18 protein-coding genes are annotated in these 18,000 nt (G+C 57.1%); 9 read left to right on the plus strand and 9 right to left on the minus strand.

Annotated elements, in window-relative coordinates; all coding sequences use genetic code 11:
• Nucleotides 1-150 precede the first annotated feature (150 nt).
• On the plus strand, nt 151-2,112 hold the full coding sequence (locus HQ843_RS28080; protein ID WP_371824629.1) for an oleate hydratase: 1,962 nt from the start codon (nt 151-153) through the stop codon (nt 2,110-2,112).
• A 390-nt stretch (nt 2,113-2,502) separates the two neighbouring features.
• On the opposite strand, the gene HQ843_RS28085 is transcribed toward HQ843_RS28080, so the two are convergent.
• The 9 genes from HQ843_RS28085 to HQ843_RS28125 all read right to left on the minus strand — a co-directional run bounded on the left by HQ843_RS28085 (nt 2,503) and on the right by HQ843_RS28125 (nt 10,156).
• Nucleotides 2,503-2,790 carry a type II toxin-antitoxin system RelE/ParE family toxin gene (locus HQ843_RS28085; RefSeq protein ID WP_180902431.1) on the minus strand — a complete coding sequence of 96 codons (288 nt, stop codon included), beginning with the start codon at nt 2,788-2,790 and terminating at the stop codon, nt 2,503-2,505.
• The gene (locus HQ843_RS28090) at nt 2,787-3,254 is read right to left on the minus strand and encodes a hypothetical protein (protein WP_180902430.1); all 468 of its coding nucleotides are present in this window, start codon (nt 3,252-3,254) and stop codon (nt 2,787-2,789) included. Before HQ843_RS28090 ends, HQ843_RS28085 begins: the two co-directional genes overlap by 4 nt.
• Before the next feature lie 276 nt (nt 3,255-3,530).
• On the minus strand, nt 3,531-4,043 hold the full coding sequence (locus HQ843_RS29695) for a thermonuclease family protein (RefSeq protein ID WP_246710501.1): 513 nt from the start codon (nt 4,041-4,043) through the stop codon (nt 3,531-3,533).
• A 25-nt stretch (nt 4,044-4,068) separates the two neighbouring features.
• Entirely contained in the window at nt 4,069-5,361 is a 1,293-nt protein-coding gene (gene repC / locus HQ843_RS28100; RefSeq protein ID WP_180902429.1) for a plasmid replication protein RepC, read from the minus strand.
• A 386-nt stretch (nt 5,362-5,747) separates the two neighbouring features.
• Complete coding sequence (icmT, locus tag HQ843_RS28105; protein ID WP_018067321.1) at nt 5,748-6,068, minus strand: IcmT/TraK family protein; 321 nt, start codon at nt 6,066-6,068, stop codon at nt 5,748-5,750.
• Nucleotides 6,068-7,360: a DotG/IcmE/VirB10 family protein gene (locus HQ843_RS28110; RefSeq protein WP_180902428.1), complete on the minus strand. Its 1,293-nt coding sequence runs from the start codon at nt 7,358-7,360 to the stop codon at nt 6,068-6,070. Before HQ843_RS28110 ends, icmT begins: the two co-directional genes overlap by 1 nt.
• Entirely contained in the window at nt 7,357-8,376 is a 1,020-nt protein-coding gene (locus HQ843_RS28115; protein WP_246710502.1) for a DotH/IcmK family type IV secretion protein, read from the minus strand. The genes HQ843_RS28110 and HQ843_RS28115 overlap by 4 nt, the downstream gene beginning before the upstream one ends.
• Complete coding sequence (locus tag HQ843_RS28120) at nt 8,376-9,017, minus strand: type IVB secretion system apparatus protein IcmL/DotI (protein WP_180902427.1); 642 nt, start codon at nt 9,015-9,017, stop codon at nt 8,376-8,378. Before HQ843_RS28120 ends, HQ843_RS28115 begins: the two co-directional genes overlap by 1 nt.
• 2 nt (nt 9,018-9,019) lie before the next feature.
• On the minus strand, nt 9,020-10,156 hold the full coding sequence (locus HQ843_RS28125; protein WP_180902426.1) for a DsbA family protein: 1,137 nt from the start codon (nt 10,154-10,156) through the stop codon (nt 9,020-9,022).
• 144 nt (nt 10,157-10,300) lie between these two features.
• Here HQ843_RS28125 and HQ843_RS28130 point away from each other — a divergent pair, with 144 nt between their 5' ends.
• Genes HQ843_RS28130 through HQ843_RS28165 form a run of 8 tightly spaced genes read left to right on the plus strand, consistent with a single transcriptional unit; the run spans nt 10,301 to nt 17,999 of the window.
• Complete coding sequence (locus tag HQ843_RS28130; RefSeq protein WP_180902425.1) at nt 10,301-10,783, plus strand: hypothetical protein; 483 nt, start codon at nt 10,301-10,303, stop codon at nt 10,781-10,783.
• A gap of 8 nt (nt 10,784-10,791) precedes the next feature.
• The gene (locus HQ843_RS28135) at nt 10,792-11,334 is read left to right on the plus strand and encodes a hypothetical protein (RefSeq protein WP_132312789.1); all 543 of its coding nucleotides are present in this window, start codon (nt 10,792-10,794) and stop codon (nt 11,332-11,334) included.
• A gap of 14 nt (nt 11,335-11,348) precedes the next feature.
• Nucleotides 11,349-11,723: a hypothetical protein gene (locus HQ843_RS28140; RefSeq protein WP_180902424.1), complete on the plus strand. Its 375-nt coding sequence runs from the start codon at nt 11,349-11,351 to the stop codon at nt 11,721-11,723.
• 1 nt (nt 11,724) lies between these two features.
• Nucleotides 11,725-14,751 carry a hypothetical protein gene (locus HQ843_RS28145; protein ID WP_180902423.1) on the plus strand — a complete coding sequence of 1,009 codons (3,027 nt, stop codon included), beginning with the start codon at nt 11,725-11,727 and terminating at the stop codon, nt 14,749-14,751.
• On the plus strand, nt 14,748-15,584 hold the full coding sequence (locus tag HQ843_RS28150) for a hypothetical protein (RefSeq protein WP_180902422.1): 837 nt from the start codon (nt 14,748-14,750) through the stop codon (nt 15,582-15,584). The genes HQ843_RS28145 and HQ843_RS28150 overlap by 4 nt, the downstream gene beginning before the upstream one ends.
• Nucleotides 15,581-16,300 (plus strand): hypothetical protein, encoded by a 720-nt coding sequence (locus HQ843_RS28155; protein ID WP_180902421.1) that lies wholly within the window; start codon nt 15,581-15,583, stop codon nt 16,298-16,300. The genes HQ843_RS28150 and HQ843_RS28155 overlap by 4 nt, the downstream gene beginning before the upstream one ends.
• Nucleotides 16,297-16,890, plus strand: a complete 594-nt coding sequence (locus HQ843_RS28160; protein ID WP_180902420.1) for a hypothetical protein — start codon at nt 16,297-16,299, stop codon at nt 16,888-16,890. Before HQ843_RS28155 ends, HQ843_RS28160 begins: the two co-directional genes overlap by 4 nt.
• Complete coding sequence (locus HQ843_RS28165) at nt 16,890-17,999, plus strand: hypothetical protein (RefSeq protein WP_180902419.1); 1,110 nt, start codon at nt 16,890-16,892, stop codon at nt 17,997-17,999. The genes HQ843_RS28160 and HQ843_RS28165 overlap by 1 nt, the downstream gene beginning before the upstream one ends.
• The last annotated feature ends 1 nt before the right edge of the window (nt 18,000 follow it).

Below are 18,000 nucleotides of genomic sequence, written 5' to 3' on the forward strand. Positions count from 1 at the left end.
TGTTAATCCTATGTGTTAACGTCATCCTGTAGGGATACAGCAATTAACAAAACAACCCCTTCTTGTCGGACAACAATAAAGGAACTCCACTTGGCCGAGAACGACAAAAACAGCCTTTCATCTTCCCTTCTGCGAACTCACATAGATGCATTGAAGGCGCAAAAAGTAGATGTGGCACCGGACGCCTCATCGCAACGCCTCCACAATGGGCGAGATACACTTTTGCCGCCGGCGGATCTCCATGGCACTTATGTTAACCATCGCCCACTGCCCACGGAAGGTGTTGCGGAACGCCATGCTTATATTGTCGGAAGCGGGATCGCGGGTCTTTCGGCGGCGTTTTTTCTGATCCGCGATGGCCATATGCCGGCTGAAAACATTACCCTTATTGAGGGAATGAAGGTCGAAGGCGGTGCACTTGATGGCGCAGGAAATGCCGAGGACGGTTTTATCGTACGTGGCGGCCGTGAAATGGAACTAACCTATCAGAACTTCTGGGACGTGTTCTCGGAAATTCCGGCTTTGGAGTTGCCTGATCCCTTCACGGTTCTAGATGAGTACCGGATTGTGAATGACACTGACAAAAATTGGTCGAAAGCCCGACTTCTGGAAAAAGAGGGCCAGATCAGGGATTTTTCCACGATGGGACTGTCCCGGTCTGAGCAGCAGGAGCTTGTAAAGCTTTTGCTGGCCCGCAAGGAAGACCTAGATAATGTCAGCGTTGAAGAGTGGTTTACGCCAGGCTTTTTGGCCAGCAATTTCTATACATTCTGGCGCACCATGTTCGCCTTCGAGAGCTGGCATTCGGTACTGGAAATGAAGCTCTACATGCATCGCTTCTTGCACCTGATGGATGGGCTGAACGACATGACCTCGCTAGTATTTCCGAAGTACAACCAATACGAGAGTTTCGTACGTCCGTTATTGGGTTGGCTGAAGGAAAAGGGCGTCAATACCCGGTTTAACACAACGGTCTTGGACCTGGACTTTGACGGAAAAGGTGAAGAAATCACCGTCCGTGCGCTTAAATTCCGAAGTAGTGAAGGAGAGGGCAGGATTGAAATCGGCGCCCAGGATCTGGTCTTTGTAACCACCGGTTCGATCGTCGAAGACACCGCCTACGGCGATGGCGAAACGGTGCCAGAACTGAAGATCAACGCCGACGAACCCGCTGCAGGCCCAGGGTGGAAACTCTGGAAGAACCTTGCCAAAAAATCCCCGGTTTTTGGCAACCCAGAAAAGTTCTGCGGCGACCCGTCAGCCTCCACATGGGAATCTGCGACACTCACCTGCAAGCCGTCCCCCCTAATTGATAAGATCAAGGAACTATCGATTAACGATCCATACTCTGGCAACACTGTAACCGGCGGAATTATCACGTTCACCGACTCCAATTGGTTAATGAGCTTTACCGTCAACCGTCAGCCGCACTTCACGAACCAGCCTGACGACGTCATCGTCATTTGGGTTTATGCGCTATTGATGGATCAGGCGGGTAACTACATCAAGAAGACAATGCCGGAATGCACTGGCAACGAGATTTTGGCTGAAATGTGCTTCCATCTTGGGTTAATCGATAGACTTGGCGAAGTGATTGCTGCCACCAAAGTCCGGACAGCTCTTATGCCCTATATTACTGCTCAGTTCATGCCGCGGGCTGCAGGTGACCGCCCATGGGTTGTTCCTCAGGGCTGCACCAATCTCGCGTGCTTGGGGCAGTTCGTGGAAACTCATAACGATGTTGTCTTCACTCTAGAAAGCTCAGTGCGCACCGCCAGAATAGGTGTTTACCAACTTTTAGGGGTGAAGAAACAGGTTCCCGATATCTATCCCGGCCAGTACGATGTGCGCAGATTGCTTCGCGCAACACGTACGCTCAACAATGACGAGCCGTTCGTCGGCGAAGGCGTTCTCCGGCATTTTCTCGGCGGCACCTACTTCGAACACATTTTGCCACTGGGTCCTGACGAGACAAACGGCGATCTGCACCAACCAGGCCTGTTTGATCGACAGCTTACTGCCTTACGCAAGATGATAGACAACGGACTTGCATTGGACGCGAGCCGGACGTGGATTCGAGGTGCGATAGATCATATGCGCCGAAAAAAATGACACCCGCAGTGTGAGGCTGGGGAAGCGCGCGGCGTAAAGCGAATTTGTCCGCCACGCGCCGGTGCAAAAGTCGGCCACGGAAGCGGCGGAATGACTCGGCCGCGGGCGGAGTAAAATCCGGCCACCTATTTTCCTTCTGCAATGAGCGCAGGAAGGACAGGTATTCCCGCCGCCGCCCGGGTGGAACTCGCCGAACCCACAGGCTGTCGAATTGAGCGAGGGACGCAAGGGGTGCAGGTCAATAGTTTTATGGGTGCCGAGAGGCAGTTGAAAAGGACCATTGCCTAATGGTTGATCGTCGAAGAATTCTGGACTCGTCATGCGGCATGGCCTAATCGCTGCGAAGCTGCGAAAACGGCCAACTTCGGAACAGGTAGCGAACACGGCGTTTCAGACAGGCGGCCAATGTTGCGCGCCATGCAGCAGACGCAAAATCTCGACTCGATCCAAGCGCGATCGAACCCGGTAAATGATGATAAACGGGGTCCGGTTAACGACGAGCTCACGGGTGCCGCGCATGCGACCGATCCGCCCCATTTCTGGGTGGTCGGCCAGCCCATCCGTCTGCTGCTCAATCTCCCCAAGCTGGTCAAGGGCAGCGCGGGGGTTGTCCCGAGCGATATAGGCAATGGCATCCGTTCGATCGGTGCGAGCCTGGGGAAGCCAGACGACCTTCACTCAGCATCGCCCTTGATGCGCCCCAGAAGCTCTGCGCGCTGGCGCGCCATATCCTGCTTGACCATTTCATGAGAAACCCACTCGGTATTCGGATCGTCGGCTTCCTTCAAGGCAATCTCAACCTGTTCGCGGAACCATTTGTCATGGGTGGCGGCTTCGTGGGCGCGGCGCAGGGCTTCGGCGCGATCTGGCCGCGAATGGGGCTTGCCGCCCGCAGCCTCGTACTCGGCCGCGTCCACATCGAAGCGCTGGATGCCGATGTCCTTGAGATAGGAGACCAGCGTTTCCATGCGGCGGAACACCCGAACCTGGCGGCTGCGTTGCGCGACCAACGCCCGTTCGGCCATGCCATATTTGACAAGCACCGACCACCCGCCCGGCTGACCGACCACATGCGCACCGCTCACAGCACCGGCTTCCACGAGCCGGGATAGCGATGAATGGTCGATGGTTTCGACGGTCACGGCATCATTCCTCCTTGCAGTCTATTATTGCTATGGTATGCAACTAATAATAATTTGCAAGGTCGTCAATTGTCAAGAAGATGTGAATACGTCGCATAAATTCCCTCCACTGCTATTCACTCACCGATTGCTCTCCGAGTTGGCCGTTTTGCAGCTTCGCGCCTGTTAGGCCAAGTAGCGCCGGGCGAACGATCGTCACCCGCATGGGCGAAGACGTCTGAATGCTGTCTTCGTGCCGCAGGCATAGAGCGCGCTCCCGAAGGGAGGGCACAAAATTCACCCGCACCAATGCCGTTTTCTGTCGTTCCAGGCGGCCGATCCGCCGCGATATCGCAACGCAAGATCCTCGAACACAAGGATTTTCCCAGCATCGCGCCCATCCACCTGAACATGAATGAGACTTCGACCATATTTGTCAGTCGTTCCGCTGTCGATGATTTCAACGCTCCCGGCATGACCGATCAGCTCCCGCAACCTGTCTCTGGCCAGATATCCGACTTTTTCCTCGTAGCTGCACCGCGGCTTCGAGATTTCGGGCGTATCGATGTCGAGCAAACGCATCCTCTGACCACCAATTTTGATGGTGTCCCCGTCGTAAACGTTGATTTCCCCGGCGTTGGTCTCGATCGTCGTTTGCCGGCCGTATTTTTCAGCCTTTCGGCCGATCTCCCGAAGGACCGATTTCGGTACGCCGATCGATTGAACGAAACTGCTGGCCTCCGGAACGGCGGCGATAATGGCGATGGCCCCGGCAATACCGAGCAAAAACTTGGATCGCATGCGTTTCATGTTGGAATTTCAGCCTCCTAACCAACTATTGGAACAGCTCTTGGCGGCCTTGATCCGGCCGCGCGGCCAACTTTCGAGCGAGCAACCCGTGCAAGGACTTTTCGAGATGCAATTCCCCCTCGGCGGCTTTCCGGGCCATTCCCCGCAAATAGCCTCCCGGCGAACTGACTTCTCCGTCGGCCTGTTTTTGGGCGGTAATAGCAAGGGCGAGCGAAGCGGGCCCTTGCCCAGCGACCTGTCGCATTTCCGCCCAGGCGTGAGCCGACACACCGAGCATCGGGCGAAGTTCAGCGGCATATGCGTCCAATTCGCGCCAGCTTCGCGGTGGTACGGGGGAAAGCTCGGAAATGATCGGGCACGCGGCCAACACGGTTCGAAGATCTATCCGCCGTCCGGATTTCACCGGATTTTCCGCTTGTTCGGGCTTCACAATCCGCTCAGGCTCATTTTCAAGAGCCATTCTTTCAGGGCCGTAGGCGCTGTCAGGTTCAAATCTAGATTGTTGCGCGTCAGCGTAACTCCGTTCGTCATTACAAGATACTATTTCAGGTTTGGTTGTAGGTTTGAATAGGTGTCTGTTGACGGACTCCGTGGTGTCAGTTTTCTTGTCCAGGTCCCTCATGACGAGGGCATTAAGGGCCTTCCAGAGGCGTTCGAAATCGCGGTGCATCCGCTCAAGATGCTCCACGTTCGCGCGGCCGATCTTGCCCAGGAACGCTCGCAGGTCGCCCAACCGCTTTGCGAAGCTATGCCAGCGGCGTGCCGGAAGCGTCTCTTTCGACATCTCCAGGGCGGCCATGATGTCTCGCCGCAGCGACGTGATATCGTTGCGCAGGATGCGCCGGCGCTGATTGTCGCGGTCGTATCTGTCGGCCTTCGCCGTCAGCTCGTCAAACCGCGCTTCGAGCAAGGCGAGGCTGATGCCATGCGCATGCACGATGCGGCCGGAACGATCACGCTGGCCGGAGCGCCGGCAATTGGCGCTATCGTGGTGAGAGATAATGCCCATGTCGGTCAGCGACCGCAGGGCGGCCCGTGTCGCGTTGACGCTTATATTGAGCTGGCGAGCCAACGCCTCGTTGGACAGCCAGACGATCGGTTGAGATCCTTTTTGCCAGTCCTGATCATAGGTGGCGTCGAACAGGATATTCAGCAGCAGCATTTGCGAGGTGTTCGTTTTCAGAACGGGACGGATGCGGTTGAGAAGCCGTCTGATTTCGGCGCGGCTATGGTCTCCGATCGGGGTCTTGGCCGCGAGATCGGAAAAATAGGCACGCTCGGGTGTCTGTTTTCGCCACCCGGTCGATGATTTTAACATTCCGTTTTCCTTGCTTTCGAGCAGGAAGCAGGCAAAGGGGTATCGTGCGCAAAAACTGCGTTTTTCCTCTTGCCTACGATGTCGGGTGAATGCTAAAAAAGAGCCTATCCAAGTGTTGGCTATTTTTAGCACTAAGCCCCCGCCGGTTGCAGCCGCGCGGGGCTTTGTCGTTTTGAGGCTACCTCAAATTGTCTCTCCTTTTTGTCGCGCTGAATTTAACTTCACAGAAGCCAAAATAGATTCAGCGGCAGCCGCCAACTGGTTCTGTATCGCGTTGATCAAGCTATAATCGCCACGCACAGCGCAAATTGCGCTGCCGCCGGCAATGCCTTCCGAGAGCACACATGCGCAGACGGGAGCTTTGGCTGTGTTTGCTCGAGCTATGCTCATCCCGGAACCTCACGCGTCTCAAAGCCGTAGTCGATCATTGAACGGTATCTGTAGCCGGGCAGGGCGGGACGTTGGCGGCCAGCAACAAGACTGCGAATGGCCCTCAGTGCATTCGGGAAAGCGTACCCATAGCGCTCGATGAGCCAGAACCCGCAGCATGCGAGGACCAGAGCGATAAAGGTCCATAGCCGCAGGTGCAGTGTCAAAAGCAGGAAGAAGAATATCAGGCGGGCATCGAAGATAAGCAGGCGCGGCGTTCGCACTGTTTCCCGCCAGTAAACCGGCGTGCCGTAGATATTGAAGCTGCTTTCCGCCATCAGTTAGCCACCCCGACATTTTCGAGAAACAGGATGCCGATCATCTGACCGGCACGAACCTTGACCAGGGGACCACTCGGCGCGTTGTTGTTGAGGTCGCTGGAAACGGCCTCGCCGGCGGCAGCGAAACCGGCATAGACGCTTTCGTTTACCGTCGGCTTGTCGGTAATGATGGAGCCAATATTGTCGGAAATGCCAACATATTGCTGTTGCGGTTGAGACAGAGAACTGCTCAGACCGGAAATGAACGCGGCCGCCAGTTTACCGCCGTAGCGCTGAAAATAACGGCGGTCGATGTCTGTCTTCACGGCGATGGTCGATTGCTGCGCATCGATCGCATAGGCGCTGGTGTCGTAGTTAGCGCCATCGGGCATCACGATCCGATCGAACTGAATGACGAGCGCGCTCTGCGTCTTGTTCACCTCAAAGGCGCCAATGGCGCGTGCGCCATCAAGGGGGCCATTGATGATCTCGGCGATCACAGGTCCGGGCGTATCGGAATCGGAAGCGTTCTGGATACGCGCCATGACCGTATCGCCGGCGACTGCATAGGTTTGGACCGGCGAAGAACCGGACGCCTGCAAAGAACCGTTGCCACCGCCCTGTCCGTTGCTGGCTGTGAGCTGTTCGGGCGGCGTATACAGATCCTGTTCAACGACAACTGTTGCCTGCGAGGCCACAGGCTGCCAGGACTGAAGCAATCCTTGCTGTTGCGCGCTCATGGCGCTCGCAAGCTGATCAATGCGTCGATAGTCAGTTTGCGGTTTGGGTGGCGGCCGGCGATCGGCGGTTCGGTATTCAACAGGTTGGGCGCGACGCTCGATTACATTGGCGGGCGCGACTGGCCGCTTTACCGGCGGCGGCTCTTTCTTTTGCCCGATCGTATCAATCGAACGCATGGCTTCGTCAGGTGTCGCGATGAAGCTCTCGTCGTTTTCAAAAGCTGTTTCAGCACCGACCTCGTTCGACTGATCGAGCGTATTCTGGTAGCGCTCTGAACGTCCTTGCTGTTCGCCACCGGGCGTACTGTCGACATTCGGCGGGCGCGCAACGCTCGACGATGGAACGGGCGAAGACGAATAGCTCTGCCACAATACGAAACCAAGACTGACCGCGATTACCAGAATACCACCGTAGACAATACGATTGTTGCGCTGTGCGCTCCGATCGATCGTGGAACGCCGTTCATCATTCATGGGCGATTCTGTCTCGACTTCCGGCGCAGCCTGCTGCGTTTCGCCGGAATCGGGGTTTCTGTGGTTCTCGTCAGGTCGGTTTTCTGAATCGGTCATTGGAAGATTCTCACTTTCTTGACAGAGCCATCGGACGAGATGAGTGCAACTGGCGTAGGTTTGAGCTTGTAGGCGTGAACCGAGCCGGGACCGGTCAAGCTTTCAGTCCAGGATGGTGAAAGCAGCGTGCTGGTCGTGCGGATGTAGAGATCCTTTCCGTTTCGCCACGCCGATACGGACGGCTCGTCCGTGGAAAGCCTCGTGGCGCTTTGTGGAATGCCAGCACCTTGGACGAACGCCATCATCACCTTGTTGGAGGCGCGGCTCGGCGGTGCGCTTACGGCCGTGGAAACATGCGCGTTCGGGCCAAGACCGTCGACCTGATAGTCGCGCCGATATTGCGTGACCTTCTCGTTTGTTTCGACGTCTATGATTAACGGCCGGTCCTCACCGACCAGAGAAACGGTCAGATTTGTAAAGGCATGCGGAAGAAGCGGGGTAATCATGAGCTGATTGCTACCCTCCTGCATCGCATAGACCTGAAACGCATTGGGGCGACCGACGCCATAGCTGGCAATGGGCCAAGCCTTTCCAGTGCGGTCAAAGAAGGCGAGGTTGGAGATCGTTCCGGGCGAGGTTTTGATGGCGGTGGTTTGGGCGGACGCCTCAAGCGAAACCTGGACCTGATCAGAGATCGCCTTCGGCCGAAAGCCGGTCGCGGGTTGAGCTGCGGCCTTCTGGCTTTCATTCACCCGACGCTTGTAGTTACGGATCAACTCGGGGGTCATCGGCATTTGAGATTGAACCGCCGCGCCGAAAGCCGTGATTTCTTCCGGTGACAGCGGACGGTCCAACTCATCCAGCGACTTCAGCAAATGGTCAGACCCAATGACAGGAAACTCGCTCTCAGTCTCCTCGTATTGAGGTTGGTCGGCTTGCCGCTGATTGATTTGTTCGGCGCGCTGTGTGCCTTGTGCAGCCGCTTGGGCAAGCCCGCTCGGCGCATCCTGCGCGAATGCAGGGACAGTGGTCGCTAGGAGAACGCATAGAAGGGCACCTGAAGTACGCATTTTCATTAGGTGCCTCCACGCGCTGCGATAAAGCGGTTGATCGCGACGGCTTCAGGGGTCTGATAGGTTTCCATCCGATTGATGGTAACTGTCACAAGAAGATCCTGCCCGGACACTTCGCTCGCGGATTCATAGGTGATGCGGAGCGGGATCTGCACGATCCACTGATAGACGCCACGGGCGTTTGGCCCCTGCGACAGGATCACCGCGTCTTGTGCAACCGCCGTTGTGTTCAGCCTACGCTCCTTCACCATTTCGAGCTGACCGCTCTTGTCCAGAGCGTCGATGAACGAATTCCATCCAGCGGGCTGGGTAAAATACTTCTGCACAGCGGTGAGGTCGGCGCGATAGTTGGTAAACGAGTAGGTCAACGCGGCGGTCACGGCCTGGGTGGCGAAGTTGGCGACTTCGTTTGCATTGAGGTGCGGTTTATCCAACGCCACCAATGGCAAGATTTGGCCGTTGGTCGTTGTCGCAAAATAGCGCGGCTCGGGCCTATGGGTGGCAAGATAAGCCGCAGCGCCCACCGAAACGACGGTTGTGACCAGAAGCGCGCCGCTGATCATCGACATTACCCGGAACGCTGTCCGGTATGTCTGTGTGCGCTTCATGACGGTTTCGAGTGCGCCGTAGGATTGCTCGCTCATGACTACTCCATCGTGAGCGCCGTATCGAGCGCCTGCTGGGTGAGATTGCCAAATGCGAACTGTCCGCCCTCAGGAGTCTTGTAGATGAAGAAGGGCACGCCCTTGATCCCGTTCTGGCGCATCCACAACACGTTTCGGCGAAGGATATCCGCCGTCTGATCATCGATCTTATCGGAAGCGATTGCCGCAACCTTTTGACCACCAACGCTTGAAGTCGCGGCATACTCATTTCTTAGGAAAACCGTGCCGACATCATCCGACTGAAGTATGGCGGCCGAGATATTGAAAGCGGTTTCGCTGAGGATCGGAGCGAGAATTATGCGCAGGTCGATATCGCCGTTTTGAATGAGCGGCTTCATTGAATCGATCGACCATGCGCAATGCGGGCATGTCGGATCGGCAAGCAGGAAAAAGGTCGGTGCATCGGGTCTTGGATTGCCGACCGGGAACCACGCGCTGAAATCATGGGCCTGCTGCACCAGTTCATCCAAAGATTGGGCGGTCGGAATGTCTGGTGTATTTTGAGAGCCCACCGACGCCAGTTTGGGCGGTTTGCCAGCGTCCGCCTGATCGGCCGATGCGGCCCGTGCGGCATCGTCGCTCGGTTCAACTACATCCGAAGACGGTGCTTTGACAGGTTCCGCTTCCGCAGGAACTGCCTCGGTCAACCGACCGGGGGGTTCGAGAGCGTTGGGGTTCGATGCAGCGGGCTCCTCGTTGGCGACCTTCGGGGAAGGGGGCCGTGAAGGAGAGGGGGCGCTGGCGGTTTTGAGCGAGACGGCATTCGGCTTGGTCGATAGCAACGCGCCGGAAATGTCCTCGCCCTGTGGTCCGACAACCAAGCCGAAAATCGTCAGTCCGTCTTCCGTTGTCAGCGCAAATTTCTCTGTGCCGTCACCCTGCGGCACAGCCCATGCCTGCATGCCGCCGACTTTCATCAGCGGGCGCGCGCCATAGAGGTTGAGCTGGTTCTCGATAAAAGGTGCTGCCGATGTGCTGCAACCAACAAAGGTGGTCTGCCAGGGCAGATCAATATCGGTCTGAGCAACGTTTTCGGCGATCGCCCCGAGTGGCCACAGGCCGAGTAAGGCGGCGGGGAAAAGGACGGATGTAGAAACCGCCGACTTGCGATTGAACATTAAAAAGTCCCCCGGTGCTAATTTGTTCCTGCCAATGTTGCATTGAATGGCGTGAGCCTGTAATACATCAAGACATTGGAGCTGTGAAGTCCCCTTGGCAGACGGGTGATTTCGGGGAAAAATCAGACTTCATCGGGGGCTCTCGTGACAAATCAAATTGAGCTATACGAACACGAATCGTATCGACGCAACCCTAATTTGCTGAAAATTGGCCCTAAATCGCTTGTTTTCATGGCAATCATGGTCGCTGTGGCCGTGTCGGCGGCCAACTTCTACCTGTTTTTGCGTGAACCAGTGGCGGTCAAATCAGGTCGGGTCTCCGATGCAACATCGGTGCAGGTCTCAGAGCTACATTCAGAGGTACAACGGCTTAAAACCGCACAGGCTGACCTGGTACAGCAACTGAACACACTGACCGCCAGGAACGGCGTCCTTGAGCGCATTATCGGTCATGTGAATGAGCTGAAGAAGCAGGACGAGTTTATCCTGAACGAACTGGTCACGCTCCAGGGCACCGGCGGGCCTCTTGGCTTTGAGGCCGCAAATGGCGGCGTTGGCGTGCAGCACGAGATTGTAACCCATCCGGTCGTCGCCATGCCGGCCCCGGACGGGGATAGTGCGGAATAGGGCGGGCAATGGATAGTTTTGTCCAGCTTCTGGAGCGCGGTGTCGCGATCATTGCCCCCTTGCAGGCATTGGTCGCAGGCACCTGCTTTTTGGTGGGTCTTGTCTTCGTGGCGCGCTCGATCGTCGGCATGGCTTCAGCCCACGAGCTCCGTAGTATTGGGGGCGCGGCGTCTGGCTCATACACCGGCCCGCTGGTCCTGTTCTTCGTCGGCTCACTGCTGATTTCGCTGTCGACGGTCATCGGGGCATTCCTGATGAGCTTCTTCCTGCAATCCGAGAGCGTGTCGGCGGAACAGGTATTCACCTACGCGCCCGAAATCACCAAACCGCTTTCCGCTGAAATGAGCCAGCGAGCCGTTATTGCTCTGGTTCGTTTCGCGCAATTCATCGGCCTTCTCGGATTTGTACGGGGTCTGTTCCTGCTCGCCCGCGCCGGCAATGGCGGACAAGTCGGCGACACGGGACGCGGGATTGTTCATCTCGTCGCAGGGACGTTGGCGATCAACATCGTCGTTGTCCTGCAGATGCTTGAAAAACTTCTGGTCAAATAAAGAGGAGAGACCAAATGCAGAGAAAGTGCACCGGCCTGCTGACATTTTCCGGCTTTTATCTGGCCATGCTTGAGCCAGTGATGGCGCAACAATCGCTGGGCGATCTTGCCAGCAATTTTCAGACGACCACACTTGGGCCGTGGGCCGACCTTCTAGGCTCCATCGCCTTCTTCGGCGGCCTTTTGTGCATCATCATCGGCATTGTAAAACTCGTGTCGAATTCCAGGAATCCGCATCAACAGCACTCCCCGATGTCCATGCTCATCTGGTTTCTCGCTGGCGCACTGTTGATCGGCCTGCCGGCCTGGGCCGGCGTTGGTGTCACGAGCTTCCTCGGCTCGGGTGCGGATACGTCGACCATTGATGGAACGCTGAGAAGCATCAACTGATATGGCACGTTTCGGCGAAACCCTCGACTACATCGCAGCGGCCTTGAGCCGCTCGGTCTTCCGCAAGTCGCTGGATGGCTATTGCCGTCTGGTGACCGCAGAGGACACCGATACTCTTGTCGCCGACGACGGGTCGTTGGTAAGTGTCTTTGCGCTCGAAGGGTTCCGCTCGCTGGCCGGTGAAACGGAAGTGTCGCAGACTGTCGAACAACTGCGACGCACCATCACACCCTATTTCGCCTCTCCAGGCTGCGCCCTGCAATTCTGGTTCGGCCATTCGCCGGATCTCGGCGCATCCGAAATCGACATGGTGCTAAGCTCAATTGGCCGTGTTGCTCAAGACAGCGGACTTGACGTTGACGACCTGATCGACGAGCGCCGCAGAATTTTGCCGCGAAAGCTAACCGGGGAACGCTCCTATCTGGCGGTGTGGTCGCGCCCGTCCAACCTGACCAAAAACGAGATCAAGGCGGGACAGGCCGCGAGAAGGGAAAACCTCTCAGGCGCGCCATCGATGCGACAATCGCAATGGCCCGATGCTGCTCTGGAGGCACTCAGAACACGTCATAGGTCGGTCTCGGATGCGCTTTTGCGCGAATTTGCACTGGTCGGCATCGAAATGGAGCGTTTGGATGCCCGCACCGCCATCACAGCCGCAAGAGGCATTCTCTATCCCGAGTTTCTGCATGCATCACCAAGCTGGAAGCCTGTTCTTCCAGGAGACATGATGCGGAAGAAAATGCCGTCGACGGAGGCGGAGCTGAAGAAGGGCGACATATCCAATCTTACATGGCCGGCGCTTTCTCGCCAGTTGCTGACCGAAAGCGCGACGATCATCGATCAGTCGACAGTTGAAATCGGCAACAGCGTCTTCTCTGGATTTGATTTGTCCCTGCCGCCTGAAATCGTTGTTTCGTTCAACGATCTTGTGCGGCGGGTTCTCGACAGCAAAGACAGGATTTCCTGGCGCACCTCGATGCTGACTGAAGCAGGCGGCTATCAAGGACAGATCTTTAAAGAACAATATGCGCGGCTGTTCACCTGGACCGCGCCGTCGCGCAACCGGCGTATCGTACAGGCGTTCGATGCCTTGCGGGAAGCCGACGGCATCGACGATACGGCAGTTCGCTTTCGCGTCTCCTTTGCGGCCTGGGCACCAAAAACGGACAAGGACGTGCTCATGAGACAGGTTGCCAATCTACGGCGAGCTGTCGAGCGCTGGGGATCGGCGCAAACCGACGCGCTGATCGGAGATCCCGTTGAAAACGTCATGTCGTCAGCGCTTGCGATGAACTGCGCATCGACGGCGCCGCCCATGGCAGCGAGCCTGTCGCATGCACTGGCGATGAGCCCGATTTCGCGTCCGGCGAAATGCTGGGACCATGGTGCCGTGCTGTTCAGAACTTCGGACGGAAAGCTGTGGCCCTATCAGCCGGGATCATCCAAGCAGACCTCATGGGTCGACGTTATCGTCGGAACGCCGGGCTCGGGCAAATCAGTCCTGCTGAACTCGATGAACCTTGGCGTGGCGCTGTCGCCGCAAAGTGGCCAGTCCGATGATGGTAGCGGATTGTTGCCACGCATTTCGATCATCGATGTCGGCCCGTCCTCGGCCGGATTGATTTCGCTCCTGCGTGACAGCCTGCCGGCGAACCGGCGTCACGAGATCGTCTATCACCGGCTTCGGATGGAAGAACAGTATTCGGTCAATCCGTTCGACACCCAACTCGCATTGCGGTTTCCTCTAGCTCACGAGCGCGGATACCTCGTCAATCTTGTGACCTTGCTATGCACGCCGGACGGGGCTGAATCGGCCTATGACGGCATTTCCGCGCTGGCGGCAAGCTGCATCAACGAAGCTTATGAGCGGTTTTCGGATGACCGCGACCCGAAGAAATACGTCCCATCGGAAAGTTATGAAGTCGACGCCGCTCTCGGTGAGGTCGGCTATGTCGCCGACCAGTCCTCGACCTGGTGGGAGGTAACCGACGTTCTGATGGAAAACGGTCGACGGCATGAGGCGGCACTGGCGCAGCGCTTTGCTGTTCCGACGCTGTCCGATCTCATCTTGGTATCGAATTCCGAGACAGTTCGAGAACCCTTCCGAGAAATGGTGACGCGCACCCAGGAGCCGGTGCTTAAAGCATTTCAGCGCATGGTCAGCTCCGCGACCAAGGACTTCCCCATCCTCGCTCGCCCGACGCGTTTCGATGTCTCGGGCGCGCGCATCATAGCCTTTGATCTGTCGGACGTGACCGCGACGGTCGGGCCGCAAGCAAAACGACATACTGCCATCATGTATATGCTGGCCCACCATGCCGTCACCTCTGACTTCTGGTTGGACGAAGACGAGTTGCGGGGCCTGAAGGCGCCGCAAGTCTACATCGACTACCATCTGCGCCGTTGGAAAAATAACCGTCAGATGCACAAACGACTGTGCTTTGACGAGTACCACATGACTGGTGGGCTCGGTATTCGCCAGCAGGTCATCAATGACGTTCGAGTGTGCCGGAAAGCGGGTGTCCAGATCGCCTTGGCATCGCAGCTGATGGATGACTTCGATGAGGCCATTCAGAAGCTCGTCACCAATATTTGGTTTTGCAACGTGCCGACCGAAAGCGCGATTTCAGAGGTCTCCGAAACCTACAATCTTTCAGCCTCTGCTCGATCGATCCTCCGAACGCTCCATGGCCCCGTCCCAGGCGAGGGCGCTCCGGTCATGGCTTATCTGACCCTTAAGAGCGGTGTTTACACCCAATATCTGATCAATGAGCTCGGCCCAATCGAGCTATGGGCGCTGTCCACGACATCCGAGGACACGGCCTTACGGTCCATGCTCTATGACCGTCTCGGTTCGAAGCGCGCGCGCACCATTCTGGCCGCCCGGTTTCCCGACGGGTCCGCAAAGGCAACGATCGAACGCCGGCTCGGTGAGTTGGAAGATCGGGGTGTTGCCGTTGACGAGGGCAAGAGAGGCGATGTCATCCGCGATCTCGCAGATCAAATTGTGAAGGAGGCAGTAGCATGAGTTTTCGAAACGCAGCCTTGGCGCTTCTGTTGTCGTCATCGGCAGCTGTCGCGCAAGATACGGATGTAGCGACCACATACATCACCTTCAACGATGTGGATGCGGATGCGACACAGGTCGCTCGCAAGATGTATGGGCGCTTCTATCGCATGGTCGAGGCCGAGCGCGTCTGGCTGGAAGAGCCGACCGAAAGCTATGACCAGATGGTGGTGCGCCTCGGCGACAACCGCAAATGCGATCCAAACTGCGGCGTTGTTGCTCTTTATTACAGCGAGCCGGACGCAATGTGGCTTGAAGTCTGGCGGGGCCGTGGCGATGCGGTTGGTATTGGAGACGTCGGCATGGATGGCATTCGCTCCATCCATGGTGACGACGGTCGTGTTTGGAAATGGTTCAGCACGTCCTACTCGCCCCAGGTACTAGGTGATGTTTACGAGTCCCGCGTTGCCACGGAAGATGAGAAGCGCGCCGCCTATGGCGTCCTGAATGCTAGATCGGCACCTCCCGAGGGCGTTGAGCCGCCTGAGTTTCTCGCATTTGACGTGGACCTGAAGAGCGGCGACGAAACCGTCATTACAGCGCGCTCCCTTTACTATTGCGGCAACGGTCCTTGCCCACTGATTGTCCTCGACGGCGATAACAAGGCGATCGCCAACTTCCGGACCTATACGCAAGATTTCGCTCTGGAACCAGATCGCGACGAGGAAGGCTACCGCCTGATTGAATTGTCGATCGATGACGGCGTCGGCGTCTACAGCGTCGGCAGTGGTGAACGGGTCAAGACAATCGGGCTTATGCCTGTCCTGGAGGCTGGTCGGGAGAAGCCGCTATGAAACAGGTTGTCTTGTGCTTATCCGCTTTTTCGCTCGGCCTGGCATCGGTCGCGGCACATGCGGGATACCTGGATGCTCTCAAGGGACATGAGGGAGGCGACAGCTACTCGATCATCAACGAGAAGGGCACCGCGCTCGGCAAGTACCAGATCACGGCCGGTACGTGGGCCACGCTCGGATATACCCAGGGATCTGGTGGCAACTGGTCTAACTACACCTTCACAGACAAGGCCCGCGCAGCCGGCGTCTCTTCGCTCGACGATCTCCGGTATTCCGAAGCCGGCAAGGCACTGCAAGAGCGTGCCGTGAACGAGCTGACTATCAGCAACTGGAATTCAATGAGTTCCCAAACACGCGGGCTTGTGGGTCAGACAGTTAATGGCGTGCAGATCACACAGGAAAGCCTTCTGGACGCGGCGCATTTTCTTGGCTCCGGCGCCCTGAATGATTGGGTCGCAAGCGGTTTTGATCCCAACGCGTTACCCGAGAGCTATCTCGCGGCCAATGGTCTGTCATCCTATGCGCAGCTGCAGGATCTCATCCTGAAGCGCATGGCATCCATCAACGGCAATTCATACGACGGCTTCGGATACACGAACAGCTATTCCGTCGGGGGAATGTATGGCGCGACCAGCGACTTTCCCGGCTTTGGATCAAAGCGGCCCGTTCTCATTCAGGAAGTGCCGCCATATCAGGGAGAAAAGAAAACGCTATGAAGACGCTTGTATTGTATTTTGCACCTGCCCTGATGCTGCACGCGGGATTGACCCATGCCGCAGAAGGAACCGACCAGATCGAACAGCTATTCGATTCCATGCTCGGCGGCCAAAGCGGCGCATGTACTGACACCGTCAAAATCAGTTTGACCGACGCAATCCGCGCAGGCATCGACACTGAGGTGGCACGAAAGGAAGCGGCGCTTCAACAGCCGAAGCCCGTTGATGGCCTTGGTTGCCTGGACAACCTTATGAATCTGGACCTGGATATCGCCATTCAGGTTCCTGACGTGCAGGGCCTGTTCGATTCTGCATTGTCCAACGCAGAACAACAAATCTGCTCCTTTGCACAAGAAGCCTGGGACAAGGCCACGGAGCCCCTGACATCGGCGCTTCAGCTGCCGTCCTTCGACGGCATCTCGGTAGACAGCTTTGCCGGCGGTTCCAGTGACGTACTCGACTTCCGGTCCGTCAACATGGGTCTGTCACAGGGCGGCGACTATGGCGGCGACGCGGGCGTGAGAGATGCTGGCGCGAATTCGTTGCTGCGCGATACCTATCAGAAGCTCTATGGCACCGGAGGACAGTGATGAAACACCTGATTTATGGCTTGTTGGTATCGGTTGCGAGTGTCGGACTGGCGAAGACGGCTGAAGCCGCATGCTCCTGCGGTGGCGTGCGCAACATCGTTGCCCAATACAGCAACAAGACAATCCAGGACGTCAACGACCATACGACGGATGTCGGTCAGCAGATTGCGGATACTATCCTGAAAGGGGTCGCACAGCTGAGTGCCTATTCCAATCGATCCGTCGAGGCGCAAAAGCGCATCGAGGATGCAGCACAGTTGAATGACACGCTGCGGGCGCGTCAGGACGCCCGCGGCCAGGCTGAGGGCGGTCGCTACGATCCGGCAGCCTCGGCCTGCTTCGACCTTTCCGGGCTGATGCAATTTGGCGGCGGAACTGCTTCCTATGGCGTCGGCGGGACTGACGTCTCCAACCTGTCGCGCAATCGCTCGCGTGGCAACGGTGCTGAGGGACAGGCCGTGTCCCAGGGAGGGCTTGCGATCGCCAATGCGATTATCAAAGACCGGGACGAGCTGGAGGACATTGGCGGGTTCAAAGATCCGACATCTGACGTTCGTTTCCTGACTGATGCACAGACACTGGACACCTCCGAAGGCAAGGTCGCTCAGGCATATGCGCGCATGGTCAACAATATGGTTGACCCGATCCCGGCAAAGCCAATTACGGAAGGCGAAGCGAAAACGCCGGCCGGCAAGGCACAGATGGCGGCACGCCAGGTCGACGCGACACGCCGGTCGGCCTCCCACGCCATTCTCTCCTACCTTGGCGACCTGAGCGCGCCGACCGGCAGCAGTGAGCTCGCCGATTGGGCCAAAAAGGCTGCACCGACCAACTACCCCTATAAAATCGGAGACAAGGTTTCGAAGCTTCAGGCTTTGGATATCTTCGTTGAAAGTCGCTTCCCGAATCCGGAATGGCATCAGGCGGTTGCCAAGATGTCACCAGAGGCCGTTGAGCGCGAAAACCTTCTGACCAATGCGCTGCAGCTCTACGTCTCCTGGGAACGTTTCGGACTCGAACGGCGACAGGCGGCCGCCCTGTCTGCATTGCTCGCTCTTCAGCTTGACGATCGTGACAGCAGGACAACCGTGATCCCGGTGAATGACTGAT

The organism is Martelella sp. NC20, from assembly GCF_013459645.1.
Classification (GTDB): domain Bacteria; phylum Pseudomonadota; class Alphaproteobacteria; order Rhizobiales; family Rhizobiaceae; genus Martelella.

Coding starts and splice junctions, on each gene's coding strand:
- HQ843_RS29695 (WP_246710501.1), bottom strand. CDS start 4,043: ATGAAACGCATGCGATCCAAGTTTTTGCTCGGTATTGCCGGGGCCATC.
- repC (WP_180902429.1), bottom strand. CDS start 5,361: ATGTTAAAATCATCGACCGGGTGGCGAAAACAGACACCCGAGCGTGCC.
- icmT (WP_018067321.1), bottom strand. CDS start 6,068: ATGGCGGAAAGCAGCTTCAATATCTACGGCACGCCGGTTTACTGGCGG.
- HQ843_RS28110 (WP_180902428.1), bottom strand. CDS start 7,360: ATGACCGATTCAGAAAACCGACCTGACGAGAACCACAGAAACCCCGAT.
- HQ843_RS28115 (WP_246710502.1), bottom strand. CDS start 8,376: ATGAAAATGCGTACTTCAGGTGCCCTTCTATGCGTTCTCCTAGCGACC.
- HQ843_RS28120 (WP_180902427.1), bottom strand. CDS start 9,017: ATGAGCGAGCAATCCTACGGCGCACTCGAAACCGTCATGAAGCGCACA.
- HQ843_RS28125 (WP_180902426.1), bottom strand. CDS start 10,156: ATGTTCAATCGCAAGTCGGCGGTTTCTACATCCGTCCTTTTCCCCGCC.
- HQ843_RS28135 (WP_132312789.1), top strand. CDS start 10,792: ATGGATAGTTTTGTCCAGCTTCTGGAGCGCGGTGTCGCGATCATTGCC.
- HQ843_RS28140 (WP_180902424.1), top strand. CDS start 11,349: ATGCAGAGAAAGTGCACCGGCCTGCTGACATTTTCCGGCTTTTATCTG.
- HQ843_RS28145 (WP_180902423.1), top strand. CDS start 11,725: ATGGCACGTTTCGGCGAAACCCTCGACTACATCGCAGCGGCCTTGAGC.
- HQ843_RS28150 (WP_180902422.1), top strand. CDS start 14,748: ATGAGTTTTCGAAACGCAGCCTTGGCGCTTCTGTTGTCGTCATCGGCA.
- HQ843_RS28155 (WP_180902421.1), top strand. CDS start 15,581: ATGAAACAGGTTGTCTTGTGCTTATCCGCTTTTTCGCTCGGCCTGGCA.
- HQ843_RS28160 (WP_180902420.1), top strand. CDS start 16,297: ATGAAGACGCTTGTATTGTATTTTGCACCTGCCCTGATGCTGCACGCG.
- HQ843_RS28165 (WP_180902419.1), top strand. CDS start 16,890: ATGAAACACCTGATTTATGGCTTGTTGGTATCGGTTGCGAGTGTCGGA.